Origin of the sequence: Nonomuraea cypriaca (genome assembly GCF_015645445.1) — a bacterium.
GTDB classification, from domain to species: Bacteria; Actinomycetota; Actinomycetes; order Streptosporangiales; family Streptosporangiaceae; genus Nonomuraea; species Nonomuraea cypriaca.
Map to the genome: position 1 here is coordinate 18989 of NZ_JADOGI010000014.1, position 16003 is coordinate 34991.

Below are 16003 nucleotides of genomic sequence, written 5' to 3' on the forward strand. Positions count from 1 at the left end.
GAACAGGGGTGCGTGATCGGGAAGGTGGGGGGCACCGCGTGACATCAGCGATCATGCGGAACCGCGACTTCACGCTGTACTGGGCAGGGGTCGTCCTGTCCCAGATCGGCACCCGCGGGACCGTGGCGGCGAATTTCTATCAGGTCTACCAGCTCACCGGCTCCGTCGCCTACACCGGACTGGTCGGCGCCGCGCAGGCGGTCGCGCTGCTTCTCCTCAGTCCGCTGGGCGGGGCGCTCGCCGACCGCCTGGACCGGCGCCGTCTGCTCCAGGCCGCGCAGGCCGTCGCGTTGCTCGTCGCCGTTGTGCTCTCCTGGCTGACGCTGACCGGCCAGGCCGAGGCATGGCACGTCGTGCTCTCCGTGGTGCTCACCACCGCCGCGGCGACCTTCGACCAGCCGGCCAGGCAGGCGCTGATCCCCGCTCTGGTGCCGAAGAACCAGATCGGGCAGGCGGTCGCGCTGCTCAACCCGTCGAGGGAGCTGGCCGTGCTGGTGGGCCCGCTGCTGTCCGGCGTGCTCATCAGCCTGGCCGGGCCCGGACTGATGTACGTGGTCGACGCGGTGACTTACGCGGTGCTGGTCGGGGTGCTCGCCACGCTCCGGATCCCCAAGCTTGAGCCGGCCGCGGAGCGCCGCTCGATACTGGGATCGATCGCCGAGGGCGCCAAGTACATCGCCCACCGGCCGCTCATCTACAACCTCATGCTGCTCGACCTGTCGGCGACCGTGTTCAGCGCCTATCGCGTCCTGCTACCGGTGCTCGCGCTGGATGTGCTGCACGTCGGCGCGACCGGATACGGAGTGCTGTCCGGTGCCCCGTCCGCCGGTGCGTTGATCGCGACATATGCGGTCTTCCGTACGGTGCAGCGAAGTCAGAGGCAGGGCCGGGTCCTGCTGGTTTCCACGGTCCTCTACGGCATCTCCGCCATTCTCCTGGCGCACTCGCCGGTCTTCTTCCTGGCCGTGCTCGCCGCCCTGCTCCTCGGCGCCTTTGACGCCATGGCGACCACGATCCGGCATGCCGCGGTCCAGATCGACACCCCGGACGAGATCCGGGGCCGGGTCACCGCCTTCTACCAGATGTCTTCGCGGGGAGGTCCGGCGATCGGGGACGTCGTCGTCGGGGCGGTGGCCGGTGCGATCGGACCCGTGGCGGCACTCACCGTCGGAGGGCTGGGTCCGATGGTCGTCGCCGGGTGGTCATGGCTGCGGGGCGGCGTGGTGCGGTCCTACACCGGAATCGTCAAGGCCGATGGGGAGGGGGTGGCGGAGTCGTTCGACGAAAATCCCGAAGAGAAGCGGCGCTCCACGCCGGGGACATGACCGTCAAGGTCGGGAGAGCGGACGCCTCGCGTGGCCGCGGTGCAAGCCGTCGTGCGACGCCTTCGCCGCGCCTGAGCCGTAGGCGGCGGGCATCGCCTCCATGTTGTGGCTCGCGCTCGCATTGACGCGCTCGCCCCCGCGCTCGGCTCAACGCCCTTGGTCCGCCACCGCCAGGGCACCCACAGCGGCCGCCTCCGGGTCAAGGTAGCGGCCACCGCGCAGGACCGGCTTCAGATCGTCGTCGAGGTCATAGCGCAGGGGAATGCCGGTCGGGATGTTCAGCGCCATGACCTCCTCACGGTCGAGGCCGTCGAGGTGCGCGACGAGTGCCCGCAGCGAGTTGCTGTGCGCCACGACAAGCACCGTATACCCGGCGCGTAGGTCAGGAGCGATGACGTCGTACCAGTAGGGCAGCAGGCGGGCGACGACGTCAGCGAGTGACTCGGCCCGCGGCACGAGGCCGCGGGGTAGCCCGGCGTAGCGCGGGTCGCTCCGCACGTGCCACTCGTCGTCCGGGTCGCCCGGCGGCGGCACGTCGTACGACCGGCGCCAGAGTCGGAACCGCTCCTCGCCGTACTCTTGGAGAATCGCCTTTTTCTCCTTGCCCTGCAGTGCACCGTAATGCCGCTCGTTGAGCCGCCAATGCCTGCGGGCCGGGATCCAGACCCGACCGGCCGCCTCCAGCGCAAGATTCCCGGTGCGCACCGCGCGTGTGAGCAGGGACGTGTGCACCACGGTCGGCAGCAGTCCGGCCTGGTGCAGTAGTTGCCCACCCTGCCGTGCCTGCTCCTCACCGAACGGCGTCAGGTCGACATCGACCCACCCCGTGAACAGGTTCTTGGAGTTCCACTCGCTCTCACCGTGCCGAAGGAGGACCAGTCTCATCGTGGCTTCCGCATTCTGCGCCGGCGCGTCATCAGATGACCGCCGACTCCAACGGGAGCGAACAGCTCCTCGGGTCTCCACAGCCGCTTCGACTCGGCGCGGGCACGCGTGCGGTCGTAGTCGCCGCAGGCGGAGGTGAGATGCGGCCGGGACATGGGTCTACCTGCCTTCCGCGGTCAGTCGCGCGTGCCGACGGGGGTAGACGCGCCGGGTGTTCGCCACAGGAACAGTTACAGCCGCATTCCGCGACGCCCCCGGGACGCCGTGCTTGGCCGCGGTCGCCATGACCGTGTCGCCGGCAGTCGCGTCTACGGCGTACTCGCGACCGGCGCTGTCGATGTAGATCACTTTGGACAGGGTGCCCATATCCCTCTCACGGTCGTTCAACTCCCATGTGCCGGGCGCGCCGATCAAGTCCATAAGTGCGATCCCGCACTTAGCGGTTCGCCGATCCCGTTCACGGTTCCGCTCGATGAGCCGCTGGCGTTGATGAGGGATTTCAGGGGAATGGCGGGATCGCCGGCGCGGTCGGGAGCGACGGTCGCTCCCTGGCTGAGGGCCTTGCGTACGGCCATGTAGTCGGCTGGGCGGTTGACGGCGTCAATGGCCAGCAGTCGGTCGTCTCGGTAGTACAGGACCGAGAACTGCCCGTCATCCGGATCACCCCGCACGACCTGGCTGTCGTAACCGGTGGTGAGACCGGCGATCTGCAACTTGAGGTCACCCTGATAGGACCAGAACCACGGTACCGATATCACGCTGTCGAGCCGGCCGAGCAACGTCGCGGCCGCCACGTGGGCCTGGGCCACGGCGTTCTGAACCGATTCGATCCGTACCCGCCCCTCCCCGGTGATCGGGTGCGGTCGCACGGTGCAGTCGCCGGCGGCGACGATCGAGGGGTCGCTGGTGCGGGCATGGGCATCGACGACGATGCCTTGGTCGCACACGAGTCCTAGCTGTTCGGGGAGTTCGGTGCGAGGGAGGACGCCGACCCCGATCAGGACCAGATCGGCCGGCAGATGCGTGCCGTCGGACAGCTTGACGCTGGTGACCCTGTCGCGTTCACCCTGGAACCCGGACACCACGGACGAGAGCCGGACGTCGATGCCGTGGCGCAGGTGCGCCCGACGGTAGAACTCCGAGATCACCGGTCCCACCGACCGTGCCATCAGTCGTTCCGCGGCCTCGACCACCGTGACGGATCGGCCAAGGGCGCGGGCCGCCGAAGCCACCTCCAGGCCGATGAACCCGCCGCCGACGACGACGACGTTCGTGGCGGTCGCGAGCCGCGTCCGCAGGTCGGCGGCATCGTTGTATTCGCGCAGGTAGCAGATCCCGCCGAGGTCGGCGCCGGGCACGGGGAGCCGTCTGGCGCCCGCTCCCACGGTCAACGCCAGCCGATCGAAGGGCAGTTCGCGCCCGCTCGTGGTGATCGCGACTCCTGGCCCCGGAGGGCCCGATGGGGACAGGCTCACCTCACATACCCGCTCACCGCATACCAGGTCGATTCCGGAGTCGGCGTAGAAGCCGGGCGTGCGGAAGGCCAGTGAGTCGAGCTCTTCCTCGCCGGCGAGGAACTCCTTCGAAAGGGGCGGCCGCTGGTACGGCGGATGTTCCTCCTCGCCGACCAGGGTGATCGGCGAGGTGTCGCCGAGCTGCCGCAGTGACACGGCCACTTGCAGACCGGCCTGGCTGCCACCGATGATCAGCGTCCCCTTGCTCATCAGGCCCTCCGGAAGTCGGGTCGGAAGGGCCGCCCCTGTGGAGATGGCCGGGCATCTTGAGCCCGGCAAGGGCGACACCGATGATCCCTGCGTGACATGGAATCCTCTCGTGGAGGCGGTCATACGGAACTCGCGGTTGTCAGTCCGCGCACGTGCCGCTGTCCGGGCGGCCTCTACCATCGTCGGGACGATGTTCATGTCGAGCACGGAGCCGTTGACCCCGGGCCCGCTCGGCGAGATCGAGCGCCGGGTCTCCCTCGGCGTAGGCCAGGTCGGAGAATGCGCCGGCGCAGCTCAGGGTGCGATATCCGCTGCACCTGACGCTGCCCGAGGCGACGGCCGTCAGGCCCGGATCTGCTCCGCGACCGTCCGCCACGCACAACGCGGGGTGTCGCGGAACAGAGGCCGGGCCGACAGCACGATCAACTCAGCTCACACGGTGATCCGTTAACCAGCCGGCCACCTGGTCGAAGGTCGTCTTTACTGTGTCGCCGTACTGCCCCGGTGGCGTCCGGTAGTGACCGGTCATCGCCATCATGAGCGGCGGCGAACCACCTCGCTCCGGGTGTTGGAGCGAGGCGCCCTTCGTCCGCGAGGTCACTACATCGTATTCGAGGCCGGCTCGAAGTAGTGGACGGTGTCGTAGCCGAGGTGCTTGAAGACGCGGTTCTGCGCGTTGAACAGACGCAACGGGGTCCCGTCCGCCGCGAAGATCTGGCAGACGTGATTCTGCGGGACATAGAGCGTGTCGCCCCGCCTGATGTCATAGCGCTTCGGCTCAAGGGCGATCCTCGCGTAGTACTTCTCCGCGATCTCCGCCTCGACCTCCCACTGGAGCGCGTACCCGTCGCCGTCGAGGACGTAGTAGACCTCGTCGGCCATCTTCCAGTACTTGCCGCTGTGGCCGCCCGCCGGGATGTCCAGCTCGAAGGCGTCCACGCTGAAGATGCGGGCGTCCGTGCGCTCCGGTGACGACATGACGCGGGTCCGCCCGAGCGGGGTCTGCTCCCAGGTCGTGTCCGAGGGAGAGATCACCTTCTTACGGTCGAGCACCCCCGGCGTCCAGATGCGCGACCAGTCCTCACGGGGACCGAAACGCTCCTCCTGCTCGACCGGTCCCGACCGGCCCTGCTGGATCAGCCCCATGAACATCCACGTGCACTTCGCCTTCACCACGAGCGCGACGGCCCGCTCCTGGTACGGGTTGAAGTGCCGGTGCACGGAGTCGGTGTGCACGAAGACCAGGTCGTCCTTGCTCCAGTCGTAGCGCTGGTCGTCGTGGATCTCGTAGCCCCTGCCCTCGAGGATGTAGAAGGCGGCCTCGTTCTGGTGCCCGTGCCCGTGATTCGACGACTCAGGGGGGAGCTCCACGAAGTGCACCTGGATCGTCTGGGTGAGGAAGTCCTCATCACCCGGACCGATCCGCCACCAGGTCCGGCTCTTCGCGCTGTCGCCCGAGTGCCCGACCTTCGCGTCGTCCACGACGACGCTGTCGTCACGCACCCGCTCGACTGCCAATTGGCGGCTCCGGAACTCTCCGAGACCGTACGTCTGCGAGGTCAGTCCGCGCACGAACACTCGTCCGCTCTTGCCCATGGGTCCTCCTATTTTCGATCATCGTCCTGCTCGGGCGCCGGTGTCCCACCGGTACCCGTGTCACGGTTGCTTCGATCGGCCAGCCGAATGGTCTCCGTGTCCACGCCTACCCGTCCCCCCTTCGAGACTCCGCCGGGATCCCCCCAGCGGAGTCAGATGGCCAGGCAGGAGGTCGTCGAAGAGACGCGCGTTGTCCTGTATGTGCTCATATGCCGCTTCGGGCTCCGGTCACCGACGATCGCGTCGACGGGGCAGAACGGGTCAAGTGTCCGGGGAACGGGTCGAATGACCACGGCCGCTTCGTTGACCGAAGTGGCCGCCTCGTCCGGCGCGAAGTGCTCCAGCTCACGACCGAGGAGCTCTTGCCCGGCGGGGGTCGGCCCGAGGAGGTCCGCGATGATGTGGCTCATGTTCTCCGGGTACATCGCGCTGGTCCGCTCTCCGGGCTCCTGCAACGAGTCCGGGATCCCCGTTGCCGGGCCCCGGGAGCCGGCGTAGTACGCGCCGAAACGCCTCACGGGGCCGGCGCCTACGACCGAACCCTTGACTTCGAACGCGTGCGTATCCATCTCCTCCTCTCACGGGATCCAATTAGGGTCAATGGTATTACCTTCCTACCGACAGCCGCAATGGCCGTTCGACTGCAGCTATCTCCCATCTATGAGTCTTCCGGGTGTCCTCGAAGTAGTGCACGGTGTCGTAGCCCAGGCGCTTGAAGATCCGGTTCTGGACCGAGATCAGGTGCAGGGGTGTTGGCGCCATAGGGCTGGAGCTCGACGAAGTGAATCTGCACCGTCTGGGTGAGGAACGGCTCGTCGCCGGGACCAATCCGCCACCACCCCGCGACTTCGCGGAGTCGCCGGAGCGGGCGGCGTTGTCACCGGTGTCGACGACGATCGAGTCGTCGCGTACTCGTGGCGCCGCCAACCAGGAGGTTGAGTGAAGGTCCGGAAGGTAATAAGGTATAAATGTTATACCTTTGAAGGAGGTGCGGCGGTGAACTCCAGCGACCCGGAACGCGTTGGCACGCTGATCGTGGGCGCCAGTCAGGCTGGGCTGCAGGTGGCGACGAGCCTTCGGGAGCTGGGCGCGACCGATCCGATCACGCTGATCGGCGGCGAGGCGCGCCCGCCCTACCAGCGGCCACCGCTGTCCAAGCGGTTCCTCCAAGGCGATCTCCCCGAGGACCGTCTCGCGCTGCGCGGCGAGGGCTTTTACGCGAGCAACGCGATCGAGCTGATCTGTGGGGAATGGGTCGAGACCATCCGTCTCACCGATCCCGTCACCGGCTCGGGTGAGGCGCTGACGCGCGGTGGCCGGCGGCTCGCCTTCACTGGGCTCGCCCTGACCGTCGGTGGCACCCCTCGGCGCATGCGCGTACCCGGTCACGGTCTGGCCGGCATCCACTACCTCCGAGACGTCGACGACGCGCTCGCGCTGCGCCACGACCTGGAGGCCGCCGAGCGCGTCGTGGTCGTCGGCGGCGGATTCGTCGGCCTCGAGGCCGCTGCCGCTGCGCGAGCCGCGGGCAAGGACGTCACCGTGGTGGAGGCCGCCGACCGGCTGATGGCGCGTGCGGTCGCGCCCGCCGTCTCCGGCTTCTATGCCGAAGCGCACCGGCGCCGTGGCACGGCGGTGCGCCTCGGCGCGACGGTGACCGCGTTCACCGGCGACGAGCACGTACAGGGCGTGGAGGTGAGCGATGGCGCCACCCTTCCGGCGGACGTGGTGGTCGTGGGTATCGGCCTGGAGCCTCGCACCGAGCTCGCCGAGCAGCTGGGGCTGCGGGTGGACCGCGGCATCGTCGTCGACGCCGACGCGAGGACCAGCAACCCGGCGATCGTCGCCGCCGGCGACTGCACCGTTCTTCCCCATCCGCTGACCCGGCAGGGCCAGGTGCGGATCGAGTCGGTGCAGAACGCCGTGTCGCAGGCGCAGGTCGCCGCAGCCTCGCTGCTCGGGCTCAGCAGAGAGACGCGTTCCGTGCCGTGGTTCTGGTCGGATCAGGCCGATCTGAAGCTGCAGATCGCCGGCCTGTCCGCGGGCTACGACTACTGCGTCGTGCGTGGCGATCCGGCGACCGAGCAGTTCTCGGTGTTCTACTACAAGACCGGCCGACTCATTGCGTCGGACTCCGTCAACGCGCCCCGTGACTACATGGTCGTGCGCAAGGTGCTCGGTGATGGGGGCACGCTGCCACCCGACCGGGTCGGTGACGAGTTGGTCTCCCTCAAGGACCTGATGAGCCCCTCGACCTCGACCGCGGTCGCCTGAAGGCCCGCGCGTCAGCCGACGTCCGCGAGACCCTGCAGCTCCAGGAGCCCCACGTGGTGGCGCCACAGCAACTGTTCGTTGAACGCCGCACCGAGATCGGGCAGGTGCTCACGGTCCTGTTCGGTCACCGCGGACGGCGCGGCACCCAGCTGGGCCAGCTCGACGCTGATCCGCAGCAGCTCGTCGAGCGCGAGCAAATGGCTCAGCACCTGTGGTACATCCTGGCCGACCGTTGCGACACCGTGGCCGCGGAGCAGAACGACAGCGGACCCGCCGAGGGCGCGGGCGAGCTCTCCGCCCGCGGCGGCGGTGCGGACCAGGCCGGCATGGGGGTAGACGGGCACGCCGCCGTCGGCCAGCCGGAACGCCGGGATGTCGTAGGCGCCGAAGATCGGGCGGATCGGCACCGCCGCGAGCCCGCCGAGAAGGGCCGAGCGGGGATGGGCGTGCAGCACGGAGGCGATGTCCGGGCGTGCGCGCAGGATCTCGGCGTGGATCGGATACTCGTTGGGCAGCCGGTAGCCGTCGCCGACGTCGCCCTCGTCGTCGAGGGAGACGAGCCGGACGTCGGACACGGTGGTGAAGAGCAGGCCGCGCTCCTGAGGGCCGCGGCAGCGGACCAGGACCCGGTCCGGGCCGACGCGCAGGCTGATGTGCCCGAGCAGCGGCGTGGTCAGCCCGGCCGCCGCCACGATGCGGCAGCCGAGGGCCACTGTCCTGCGCAGCTCGTCGAGTTCGTCGGCCATCATATGACGAACGCTTCCAGGCTCTCCGGGGCGAAGATCGCCTCCGGCTCGCGAAGCCGGCGGGACAGGCCCTGCTCATGGTGATAGCGCAGGAACGTAGCCAGCACGTGCTGGTTCGCCTGCACGCCGTACGACCAGTAGTCGGCGCCGAGCAGGTCACGGGCCTGCTCGATCTCCTGGATCAGCCACGGCGTCATGAAGCGCAGCGCGGAGGAATCGTAGATCCGTCCGTAGGCGTCGTCGCGCGCGGCCACGAAGGCCTTGTAGAGCGACTGCGCCACCCAGCGGTGCCGTTCGTAGACGTCGCGGCGGATGACGACGACGTGCATGATCGGGAAGATCCCCGTCGCGGCGAAGTAGGCATGTTCCGCCCCGACGACGTCGGGGAAGAGCCGCTTGACACGAGGGTCCCGCCGCTGGAAGGGGCTCGGCACGCGAGGGGTGTAGAGCGCGTCGATCTCGCCGTTCGCGAGCATGTCGGCCAGGGTCCGACCGGGCGGTGCCGTCTCCATCCGGAACGGTGTCTCGACCCGGCCCTTCTCGATGCGTCCCGGCGACTCCTGGCCGCCGGAGACGTAGGTGACCGAGTCGAGGGGGACGCCGTGATGCTCGGCGAGGATGCCGCGGATCCACACCCCCGCGGTCAGCTGGAACTCTGGGTTGCCGACGCGCTTGCCGCACAGGTCGGATGGCTTGTCGATGCCGGCGTCGGCGTTGAGGTAGATGCCGCCGTGCCGGAACATCCGTGAGGTGAAGACGGGCAGCGCCACGAACGGCGGTGTCTCCGCGTCGAGGGTGGCGACGTACGTCGACAGCGACATCTCCGCCACGTCGAACTCGCGGTGCCGCAGCATCCGGAAGAAGGTCTCCTCGACCGGGAGCCGCAAGTAGGTCAGATCGATGCCGTCAGGGCGGATGCTGCCGTCCTCGAGGGCACGGGTGCGGTCGTAGTCGCCACAGGCGAGTGTCAGCGCCACGCGGCCCATGTCAGGCTCCCGCCGCGACGCGCTCGAGCCGGGTCGCCAACCGCGGGTAGACCCGCCGCGCGTTCGCCTCGCAGACGGCCGCCAGTTCGGCGGGGGACAGGCCCGCGGCCTCGACGTACCTCAGCGTGTCGTCCCACGCGATGCCGGTCTCGGGGTCCGCGCCGCGTACCGCGCCGAGCATCTCCGAGGCGAAGAGCACGTTCGCCACCGGTACGACGCGGGTCAGCAAGTCGATTCCGGCCTGGTGGTAGACCGCGGTGTCGAAGAAGATGTTGCCGAGCAGCTCGGCGGGATCCTGCCAGCCGTAGCGGATCGCCAGTCCCCGGTAGCGGCCCCAGTGGTAGGGGACCGCGCCTCCGCCGTGCGGGATGACGAAGCGCAGGCCGGGGAACCGCCGGAAGAGGTCGCTCTGCAGCAGCTGGACGAAGACATTCGTGTCGGCGTTGAGGTAGTGCGCGCCGAGGGTGTGGAAGTTCGGGTTGCACGCGGTCGAGACGTGCACCATGGCAGGGACGTCCAGCTCCTGCAGCACCTCGTAGACCGGGAACCACGACTCGTCGGTCAGCGGCAGCCCGGACCAGGTGCCGGACGGGTCGGGGTTGAGGCTGCAGCCGACGAAGCCCAGCTCCCCGACCACACGGCGCAGCTCCGCGATCACGCCGTCGAGGTTGCCGTCGGGCGTCTGCGGCAGCTGCGCGACCGGGGCGAAGTGCTGGGGATAGAGCTCGGAGACCCGGTGGACCAGGTCGTTGGACGCGCGTGCCCAGGCATCGGCCACCGCGGGGTCGGGAACGTGGTGCTCCATGCCGGAGGCCCTGGGAGACAACAGCATCACGTCCCCGCCGCGCTCACCCAAAATGCGCACCTGGTTGCCCTCGACGCTCTCCCGCAGCCGGTCGTCGGAGATCGGGGCCGGTACGGCGTCGCCGCCGGCGAGCTGGGCGTTGCGGAAGGCCTGGAGCGCGGGCGGCGCGGTGGTGTAGTGGCCGTGGACGTCGATGATCACGCTTGCTCCCTGCGGTAGGTCTCGTAGCCGACGTAGCGCAGCCCCTTGTGCTCGAGCCGCTCGCGCATAGCGTTCACGTCCAGCCCGAGCTCGCCGGCGGCGTACCGCCGGCGCGAGCGCGCCTCCTTCTCCTCGCGCGCCTTCGAGGCCGCGAGCACGGTCGCCGCCTCGGTCCGGCGGACGACCACCACGCCGTCATCGTCGGCGACGATCACGTCACCGGGCTCGACCAGCCGCCCGGCGCAGACGACCGGCACGTTGACCGCGCCGAGGGTCTCCTTGACGGTGCCCTCGGCCGAGACGCACTTCGACCAGGCAGGGAAGCCTATCGCCTCGAGCTCGGCGACGTCGCGCACGCCGGCGTCGATCACCAGGCCCCGCACCTCGCGGGCCTTGAGCGAGATCGCGATCAGTTCGCCGAAGTAGCCGGCATCCGACGGCGAGGTCGGGGCCACCACGAGGATATCGCCGGGCCGGCACTGCTCGACGGCGACGTGGATCATCCAGTTGTCGCAGGGCGGCACGCTGACCGTGACCGCCGTGCCGGAGATGCGGGTGCCGCGGTAGACCGGGGAGATGGAGGACGCCAGCAGCCCGGTGCGGCCCTGCGCCTCATGGACCGTGGCGACGCCGTACTCGCCGAGGCCGTCGCGCAGGTCGGCCGGCGTGCGCGGCGGATCGGTGACGACGATGCCGTTCAACGCGTCACCGCCCCGCCGGCCTGGCCGATCAGCTCGGGCATGAGTGAGATGTGGATCGCGTCCTGCTCGGTCTCTCCGGCCAGCACGCGGATGGCGTGGTCGACCTGGTCGATGCCGTAGCGGTGGGTGGCCAGCTTCTCCAGCGGGAAGCGGCGGGAGGCGAGCTGGTCGAGGGCGAGCTCGCATGCCTTGAACGAGTGACCGCGAGCGCTCTTGATGGTGATCGCCTTCTCGGTCAGCTTCTTGACCGGGAAGGCGGGGAAGGCGGCCAGCTCGCCCTGGATGAGGAGCGTGCCCTCCCGCCGTACCAGCGCGTCGATCCCGAGCAGCATGGGTCCGGTCCCGGCGCGCGAGGTGCAGTCGAGCACGAAGTCGACCCCACGGCCGCCGGTGAGGTCCATGACCTTCTCCAGCGGGTCCTGCTGCAGGATGTCGATGACGTCGTCGGCGCCGAGCTCGCGGGCCAGGTCGAGCCGCGTCTTGTCACGGGTGGTGCCGCTGACGATGATCCGCGAGGCGCCGGCCTGCTTGCAGGCCACCACCTGGGAGAGGCCCTGCTGGCCCGGGCCCTGGATCAGCACGGTGTCGCTGTAGCCCACTCCGGCCGCCCGCAGCGCCCACTCGATCCCGTTCGACAGCGGAGTGACGAGACCGGCGAGCTCGGCGGTGACGGTTTCGGGCACACGGTGGAGCACGGCGTTCCAGGGCAGGTACATGTACTCACCGAAACCGCCCCACAGGCTGCCCGGGTTCTCCGCCGAGGTGTAGCCGTAGCGGCGCGCGTCGGGGTTGGTGCGCCAGTCGGTGGCCTCGCAGTGGCGGTATTCGCCGATGCGACACCACTCGCAGGTGAAGCAGCCGACATAGTGCTCGACGAAGACCCGGTCGCCCTCGCCCAGGCCGTGTCGCTCCTTGAACCGGGCGCCGGCCTGGGCGATCACGCCGACGTTCTCGTGGCCCATGATCACCCGGCCGTGGATCATGCTCGGCGGGCTGGCGTACATCTTCACGTCGGTGCCGCAGATGCCTGCGACCTCCACCTGCAACAGGGCCGAATCCTCGTCGATCGCCGGGAGAGGGAACTCCTGCATCTCGGTCGTGCCGGGCGCGACGCGCACCGCCGCGCGCACCGTGTCGCTCATATCTCTCCTTTTGGCAAAATGGTAATGCCATTAGTACCATAGACCAGTGCGCTACGTAACTCTCACCCGAGCCCAAGGCAACAACCGAGCCGTCATCGACGGGAGCGTCGTCCCCCAGGGCTTCCCGCTCGAGTTCGCCCAGGAGGCGGCCCTCGTCCAGGGCTTCCGCAAGATGGTCCGCAACCTGGCGTACGACGTCAGCGAGATGGCGCTGACGACCTACCTGTGCGCCCGCGAGCACGGCGTCCGCTTCAGCGCGCTGCCGGTCTTCCTGGTCCGCGGCTTCCACCACGGCGCGATCCTGGTGCGCCGCGACGGCACGATCACCGGCGCCAAGCAGTTGGCCGGCCGCCGGGTCGGCGTCAACCGCGGCTACACGGTCACCACGGGCGTCTGGGGTCGGGCGATCTTGGGCACCGAGGGCGGGCTCGACCTCGACTCGGTCACGTGGGTGCGCTCCGGTGACGAACACGTCGCCGACTACCGCCAGCCCGCGAACGTCGTCTCGGCCCCCTCGGGCCGCACCCTGATCGACCTGCTGAAGGCGGGTGAGCTGGACGCGGTGATCGGCGTCGACACGGACGACCCGGACGTCACGCCGCTCATCGCCAACCCCGGGAAGGCCGGCTTCGCCGCCCTGCGCGAGCGCGGCCTCTACCCGATCAACCATCTCGTCGTCGTCAAGGACGACGTCCTGGCCGCCGAGCCCGGGATCGCCGCCGCCGTCTTCGAGGCCTTCGCCGAGTCCAAGCGACGCTACGTCGAGCGGCTCCGCTCCGGGACGGTGGAGAACGCCAGCGACCGGATGTACGCCCGCGTGCTGGCCGAGACCGGCGCGGACCCGTTGCCGTACGGGCTCGAGCCCAACCGGGCCGTCCTGGAGGAGCTCATGGGCCACGCCGTGCGGCAGCACATCCTCGCCGCGCCGGTCCGGCTCGAAGACCTCTTCGCACCCTCGACCCTCGACCTGGCGGGCTGAGACATGCGAGTCGCGATCGCGGCTGACCACAACGGCGTCCTGCTCAAGAGCCGACTGGCCGACTGGCTCATGGCGCGCGGCCACCTGGTCGACGACCTCGGTGCCTACACGACCGACATCGTCGACTATCCGCCACTGTGCGCCGAGGTCGGGCGGCGGGTGGCCACGGGGCACGACGACCTCGGCATCGTCATCGGCGGAAGCGGCCAGGGCGAGGTGATCGCCTGCAACAAGATGCGCGGCGTGCGCGCCGGTCTGGCCTACAGCCGCTTCGCGGTCGAGATCTCCCGTGGCAACAACGATGCCAACGTGATGGTGCTCGGCACCAAGGTCCTCGGCGACGACGAAGCCGAGGAACTGCTCGCGCTGTGGCTCGGCACGCCCTTCAAGGGCGGTGTGCACGCGGCCCGCGTGGCGCAGATCAGCGCACTCGAACAGCAGGCCTGATCATCATCTGTCGTGGGACCGGAGGAACTCCAGGATGCGGGCCGGTGCCGTCTCCGCCGTCTGCTCGATCACCGGGACGTCCCAGTACTCGTGGACGGGCAGGCACTCCTCCAGGTAGCGCGCGGCCGAGGGCGCGTGCGAGGCGTCCTGGCCGGGCACGATCAGCGCCGGCACGTCGAGCGCCATCAGCTCCTCCGGCTCCACACCCGGGACGGTGTCGCGGTCGAATAGCCCGCGCACACTGCCCGTCACGATCAGGTCGTAGCGGGCCTGGTCAAGGGCGGCGTAGGCTGCGGCGAACACCTCGTCGGTGCGCAGCGGAGCCGCCCACGGACCGACGCGCGGGTCCTTGCTGAAGCCGGCCGTCGTGGCGCGGGCCAGCTCGACGACCGCGCCCAGCCCCTGCTCGGCGACGAACGCGAGGTGCCGCACGAAGCGGCGGTGCTGGGCCATCCGGTAGCGGGGCCCGCCGGCGGGGGAGAAGAGCACCATGCCGCGGACCCGGTCCGGGGCCTCGACGGCGAGCGCGGCAGCCGTCGAGCAGCCCACGCAGCCCCCCATCGTGTGGGCGGAGTCGATGCCGAGGTGGTCGAGCAGCCCGAGAGCCTGGCCGACGTACTTCTTCCAGGTGAGCCGCTCGACCTTGCCGCCCGACTGGGCGGCCTCCCGCCGGTCGAAGACCACGCAGGTGTAGTGCGGCGCGAACGCGTCGACGAAGCCCAGGTCCCGGTAGCGGCTGAAGCTGGTCCAGTTCTCCAGGCCGGAGTCGAAGCCGCCCGGGCTGAACATCAACAGCGCCGGACCCTCGCCCACTGTCTCGTAGCGGGTGCGGATGCCGTCGAGGTCGACGAAGGGCATGGAGGCTCCTAGATCTTGATGCCGCCGCGGATCTGCCGACCGGCGCGGATGTCGGCCGCGCACTGGCTGAGCGCGTCGTAGGCGAGCCGGGCGACGTTGAGGTAGGTGTCCGGCGCCCTGTCGAGGTTGTCGGCCGAGTATCCGAGCGCCGCGGTCGTCATCCTGATCCGGCCGTCGAGCCACGGCCCGCCGCCGAAGCCGCCCAGCACAGGGATCGACACCGCCTCGACCACGGCGGGCCCGACGACGGGACCGGAGTTGGTGAAGTTGAGCGCGACGGCGCCGGCCGACTCCAGCCGCCTCGCCTCGCCGACCAGCTCGTCCAACATCTCCTCGGGAACCTGCACGGAACTGGCCGCCGAGTACTCGATGCCGTACTTGAGCGCGGTCTGCGGAGTGATCCCGAACTGCGCGAAGACGGGGATGCCGGCGCGGGTCACCGCTTCCACGGCCTCGGGGAAGTCCGCGGCGCCGTCGAGCTTGACCAGGTCGACGCCGGCCTCCTTGACCAGCCGGATGGCGGCGCGGACGGCGCCGGCCAGGCCCTGCTGAAGCGGGCCGAACGGGAAGTCGCAGCTCAGCAGCGCGCGGCTGACGCCTCGCCGCACCGCCTTCGCGACGACGAGCATCTCCTCCATCGTGATCTCCAGCGGATGCGGCTGACCCCAGAGGTTCACCCCGACGGTGTCGCCGACCGAGACGATCTCGACGCCGACCCGGTCGGCGATGCGCGCCATCTGGTAGTCCCAGGCGACGAGGCACACGCTCTTCTCGCCGGCGGCCTTCATCGCCTGCAGCGACGGAACGGTCACCTTGCCGGGAGCGGCCGCGGCGCTCATGCGCGGGTCGCCCTGAGCAGCTCGAAGAGGTCGTCCTCCTCGGCGGGGACCAGCAGGATGCGGGCATAGGGCCGGAGCGCGAACAGCGCCTCACTGGTCAACTGCCCCGGCGTGACGGCCAGGCCCGCCGTCATGATGCCGCGAACCTTGCAGGCGGCACCGATGGTCGCGGCAGCCTCGGTGTTCTCACCATTGGTGGAGACGAGTACGAGGGTGTTGCTGTCCTCCAGCTCCCCGACGAGCGGCACCCTCTCACCGGACATGGTGACGAGGCTGTGCCCCGGGTCGACGGCCGAGTAGAACCTCGCCTGCGCCCACTGCGTCTGCGCCGCCTGGCGCACGATCTCCCCGGCCGCGGCGTCCAGTGCCACCACCCGGGTGTTCCGGGCGGCAGCCAGGGGATAGTCGATGCGGAAGGCCGCCTCCTCGGCGGTCGCCGCGCGAGCGCAGCTACTGACCAGGCGGGATTGTGTCATCGGTGTACTCCTCGGGATG

18 protein-coding genes are annotated in these 16003 nt (G+C 69.5%); 5 read left to right on the plus strand and 13 right to left on the minus strand.

The genetic code is table 11. From position 1 onward, the window contains the following. The first annotated feature begins 38 nt into the window (after window positions 1–38). The gene (locus ITP53_RS06885) at window positions 39–1325 is read left to right on the plus strand and encodes an MFS transporter (protein ID WP_207755607.1); all 1287 of its coding nucleotides are present in this window, start codon (window positions 39–41) and stop codon (window positions 1323–1325) included. Between the two features lie 147 nt (window positions 1326–1472). Here the strand turns inward: ITP53_RS06885 and ITP53_RS06890 are convergent, their stop codons facing one another. From ITP53_RS06890 to ITP53_RS06910, 5 genes are all read right to left on the minus strand, one after another. Beyond that, entirely contained in the window at window positions 1473–2210 is a 738-nt protein-coding gene (locus ITP53_RS06890; protein ID WP_195894454.1) for a phosphoglyceromutase, read from the minus strand. A gap of 159 nt (window positions 2211–2369) precedes the next feature. Further along, window positions 2370–2630, minus strand: coding sequence for a hypothetical protein (locus ITP53_RS06895; RefSeq protein ID WP_195894455.1), 261 nt, complete (start codon window positions 2628–2630; stop codon window positions 2370–2372). Continuing rightward, complete coding sequence (locus ITP53_RS06900) at window positions 2621–3934, minus strand: NAD(P)/FAD-dependent oxidoreductase (protein WP_195894456.1); 1314 nt, start codon at window positions 3932–3934, stop codon at window positions 2621–2623. Before ITP53_RS06900 ends, ITP53_RS06895 begins: the two co-directional genes overlap by 10 nt. Before the next feature lie 600 nt (window positions 3935–4534). Beyond that, window positions 4535–5530 (minus strand): cupin domain-containing protein, encoded by a 996-nt coding sequence (locus tag ITP53_RS06905; RefSeq protein WP_195894457.1) that lies wholly within the window; start codon window positions 5528–5530, stop codon window positions 4535–4537. A 152-nt stretch (window positions 5531–5682) separates the two neighbouring features. After that, the gene (locus tag ITP53_RS06910; RefSeq protein ID WP_195894458.1) at window positions 5683–6099 is read right to left on the minus strand and encodes a hypothetical protein; all 417 of its coding nucleotides are present in this window, start codon (window positions 6097–6099) and stop codon (window positions 5683–5685) included. A 212-nt stretch (window positions 6100–6311) separates the two neighbouring features. On the opposite strand from ITP53_RS06910, the gene ITP53_RS06915 reads away from it, so the two are divergent. Together ITP53_RS06915 and ITP53_RS06920 are read left to right on the plus strand one after the other, a co-directional pair. Further along, window positions 6312–6473, plus strand: coding sequence for a hypothetical protein (locus ITP53_RS06915; protein ID WP_195894459.1), 162 nt, complete (start codon window positions 6312–6314; stop codon window positions 6471–6473). Then, entirely contained in the window at window positions 6470–7804 is a 1335-nt protein-coding gene (locus ITP53_RS06920) for an NAD(P)/FAD-dependent oxidoreductase (RefSeq protein WP_207755608.1), read from the plus strand. The genes ITP53_RS06915 and ITP53_RS06920 overlap by 4 nt, the downstream gene beginning before the upstream one ends. 11 nt (window positions 7805–7815) lie before the next feature. Here ITP53_RS06920 and ITP53_RS06925 read toward each other — a convergent pair whose 3' ends face one another. From ITP53_RS06925 to ITP53_RS06945, 5 genes are read right to left on the minus strand one after another with little or no spacing between them, the layout of a single operon-like run. Continuing rightward, window positions 7816–8553 carry a class II aldolase/adducin family protein gene (locus ITP53_RS06925; RefSeq protein ID WP_195894460.1) on the minus strand — a complete coding sequence of 246 codons (738 nt, stop codon included), beginning with the start codon at window positions 8551–8553 and terminating at the stop codon, window positions 7816–7818. Beyond that, the gene (locus tag ITP53_RS06930; RefSeq protein WP_207755609.1) at window positions 8550–9527 is read right to left on the minus strand and encodes a substrate-binding domain-containing protein; all 978 of its coding nucleotides are present in this window, start codon (window positions 9525–9527) and stop codon (window positions 8550–8552) included. Before ITP53_RS06930 ends, ITP53_RS06925 begins: the two co-directional genes overlap by 4 nt. A gap of 10 nt (window positions 9528–9537) precedes the next feature. Next, window positions 9538–10542 carry an amidohydrolase family protein gene (locus ITP53_RS06935; RefSeq protein WP_195894462.1) on the minus strand — a complete coding sequence of 335 codons (1005 nt, stop codon included), beginning with the start codon at window positions 10540–10542 and terminating at the stop codon, window positions 9538–9540. Beyond that, window positions 10539–11243: a 4-carboxy-4-hydroxy-2-oxoadipate aldolase/oxaloacetate decarboxylase gene (locus ITP53_RS06940; protein WP_207755623.1), complete on the minus strand. Its 705-nt coding sequence runs from the start codon at window positions 11241–11243 to the stop codon at window positions 10539–10541. The genes ITP53_RS06935 and ITP53_RS06940 overlap by 4 nt, the downstream gene beginning before the upstream one ends. Continuing rightward, window positions 11240–12385, minus strand: a complete 1146-nt coding sequence (locus ITP53_RS06945; RefSeq protein WP_195894463.1) for a zinc-dependent alcohol dehydrogenase — start codon at window positions 12383–12385, stop codon at window positions 11240–11242. The genes ITP53_RS06940 and ITP53_RS06945 overlap by 4 nt, the downstream gene beginning before the upstream one ends. Before the next feature lie 46 nt (window positions 12386–12431). On the opposite strand from ITP53_RS06945, the gene ITP53_RS06950 reads away from it, so the two are divergent. Both ITP53_RS06950 and ITP53_RS06955 read left to right on the plus strand, forming a co-directional pair. Continuing rightward, entirely contained in the window at window positions 12432–13364 is a 933-nt protein-coding gene (locus tag ITP53_RS06950) for a substrate-binding periplasmic protein (protein WP_195894464.1), read from the plus strand. A 3-nt stretch (window positions 13365–13367) separates the two neighbouring features. Continuing rightward, a complete protein-coding gene (locus tag ITP53_RS06955; RefSeq protein ID WP_195894465.1) occupies window positions 13368–13811 on the plus strand; it encodes an RpiB/LacA/LacB family sugar-phosphate isomerase in 444 nt (147 codons plus the stop codon). A 3-nt stretch (window positions 13812–13814) separates the two neighbouring features. On the opposite strand, the gene ITP53_RS06960 is transcribed toward ITP53_RS06955, so the two are convergent. From ITP53_RS06960 to ITP53_RS06970, 3 genes are read right to left on the minus strand one after another with little or no spacing between them, the layout of a single operon-like run. Beyond that, window positions 13815–14669 carry an alpha/beta fold hydrolase gene (locus ITP53_RS06960; protein WP_195894466.1) on the minus strand — a complete coding sequence of 285 codons (855 nt, stop codon included), beginning with the start codon at window positions 14667–14669 and terminating at the stop codon, window positions 13815–13817. A gap of 8 nt (window positions 14670–14677) precedes the next feature. After that, on the minus strand, window positions 14678–15508 hold the full coding sequence (locus ITP53_RS06965; RefSeq protein ID WP_195894467.1) for a 3-methyl-2-oxobutanoate hydroxymethyltransferase: 831 nt from the start codon (window positions 15506–15508) through the stop codon (window positions 14678–14680). Next, complete coding sequence (locus tag ITP53_RS06970) at window positions 15505–15984, minus strand: 3-methyl-2-oxobutanoate hydroxymethyltransferase (protein WP_195894468.1); 480 nt, start codon at window positions 15982–15984, stop codon at window positions 15505–15507. Before ITP53_RS06970 ends, ITP53_RS06965 begins: the two co-directional genes overlap by 4 nt. Between the last annotated feature and the right edge of the window lie 19 nt (window positions 15985–16003).

Excerpts from the sequence above, each read along its gene's own strand:
- ITP53_RS06900 (WP_195894456.1), bottom strand. The coding sequence starts at position 3,934 with ATGAGCAAGGGGACGCTGATCATCGGTGGCAGCCAGGCCGGTCTGCAA.
- ITP53_RS06945 (WP_195894463.1), bottom strand. The coding sequence starts at position 12,385 with ATGAGCGACACGGTGCGCGCGGCGGTGCGCGTCGCGCCCGGCACGACC.
- ITP53_RS06970 (WP_195894468.1), bottom strand. The coding sequence starts at position 15,984 with ATGACACAATCCCGCCTGGTCAGTAGCTGCGCTCGCGCGGCGACCGCC.
- ITP53_RS06910 (WP_195894458.1), bottom strand. The coding sequence starts at position 6,099 with ATGGATACGCACGCGTTCGAAGTCAAGGGTTCGGTCGTAGGCGCCGGC.
- ITP53_RS06965 (WP_195894467.1), bottom strand. The coding sequence starts at position 15,508 with ATGAGCGCCGCGGCCGCTCCCGGCAAGGTGACCGTTCCGTCGCTGCAG.
- ITP53_RS06905 (WP_195894457.1), bottom strand. The coding sequence starts at position 5,530 with ATGGGCAAGAGCGGACGAGTGTTCGTGCGCGGACTGACCTCGCAGACG.
- ITP53_RS06890 (WP_195894454.1), bottom strand. The coding sequence starts at position 2,210 with ATGAGACTGGTCCTCCTTCGGCACGGTGAGAGCGAGTGGAACTCCAAG.
- ITP53_RS06895 (WP_195894455.1), bottom strand. The coding sequence starts at position 2,630 with ATGGACTTGATCGGCGCGCCCGGCACATGGGAGTTGAACGACCGTGAG.
- ITP53_RS06955 (WP_195894465.1), top strand. The coding sequence starts at position 13,368 with ATGCGAGTCGCGATCGCGGCTGACCACAACGGCGTCCTGCTCAAGAGC.
- ITP53_RS06960 (WP_195894466.1), bottom strand. The coding sequence starts at position 14,669 with ATGCCCTTCGTCGACCTCGACGGCATCCGCACCCGCTACGAGACAGTG.
- ITP53_RS06925 (WP_195894460.1), bottom strand. The coding sequence starts at position 8,553 with ATGATGGCCGACGAACTCGACGAGCTGCGCAGGACAGTGGCCCTCGGC.